Source organism: Caballeronia sp. M23-90, from assembly GCF_053574605.1.
In genome coordinates this window covers 1-1,015 of record NZ_JBSIPA010000879.1, presented here as the reverse complement: position 1 = coordinate 1,015, position 1,015 = coordinate 1, and the positions used below count along the sequence as shown (strand labels likewise).

Annotated in this window: 1 protein-coding gene and 1 pseudogene; one reads left to right on the top strand and one right to left on the bottom strand. The window is 64.7% G+C overall.

Annotation, left to right across the window (positions count from 1 at the left end; genetic code table 11):
* A pseudogene (locus ACRXB1_RS36700) lies at positions 1–401 on the top strand (RNA polymerase subunit sigma-24); the annotation flags it as partial.
* Positions 402–419: 18 nt separating this feature from the next.
* On the opposite strand, the gene ACRXB1_RS36695 reads toward ACRXB1_RS36700, so the two are convergent.
* Positions 420–1,015: DeoR/GlpR family DNA-binding transcription regulator (locus tag ACRXB1_RS36695; RefSeq protein ID WP_449494859.1), on the bottom strand; the 596-nt coding region annotated here is incomplete at its 5' end.

Below are 1,015 nucleotides of genomic sequence, written 5' to 3'. Positions count from 1 at the left end.
TACCATACGCGCTGCAGGGTGCACTGGCGGCGTGTCATGCGCGGGCGCGGCGCGCGGAGGAGACGGACTGGGAACAAATCGTGGCTTTGTACGATGCGTTGTCCGTGGTGGCGCCTTCGCCTGTGGTTGAGCTGAACCGCGCAGTGGCAGTGGGGATGGCGTTCGGCGCGGCGGCGGGTCTGGCGATCGTCGACGGGCTGGCTGAAGATGCAGTGCTTAGGAATTACCACTGGTTGCCGAGCGTCAGGGGCGATCTGCTGGCGAGGCTCGGCCGCCATGAAGAAGCGCGCAAGGCGTTCGAGCGTGCCGCGTCGATGACGAGGAACGCGAGGGAGAGAGAATTGTTGCTGGAGCGTGCGGCGGATGCAGACAAGTCGGCCAGGGGCTCGACCAGCGCTTAATGGTCCATTAGGCGTCCATTAAGCGTCCATCGCGACGACCTGGACCCCGACCCCCTTCAATGCCTTGAACGGCGCAAGCCGTTCAGCGCCGGCCAGATCGGTGGTGATCAAGGTCCAGTCCCGTTCAAGCGGCGTCCAGTGCTGTTGCCTCGCGCGGCCGAGTTTGTCGGCATCGGCGAGAACGATCACCTTCGCCGCGCGGCGAATGATGCAATCCTTCAGATAAGCCTGCTCCGCCGTCGCCTCGCACAGCCCGAAATCCGCGGCTACGCCATCCGCACCGAGGAACGCCACGTCCACGCTCAAACGGCTCAGCACAAGTTCAGCCAGCGGCCCGAGCGTACTCATGCTCGAAGCCCTCAAATCGCCGCCTATCAGCGTGATCCTCACACCGGGCGCATTGGCCAGCGTCATCACCGCAAGCAGGTTGTTCGTCACCACATGCAAATCGTGATGCGCACTCAACTGCCGGGCGAGCGCGGCGCAGGTCGTGCCGCCATCGAGCAGAACGGTGTCGCCGTCCTGGACGTGCAGCGCAGCGGCTTGCGCGATCGCTTCCTTCTGCTCGCGCTGCGCCGACTTTCGCTCTTCCAGCGACGCCTCCGGCTCATGCA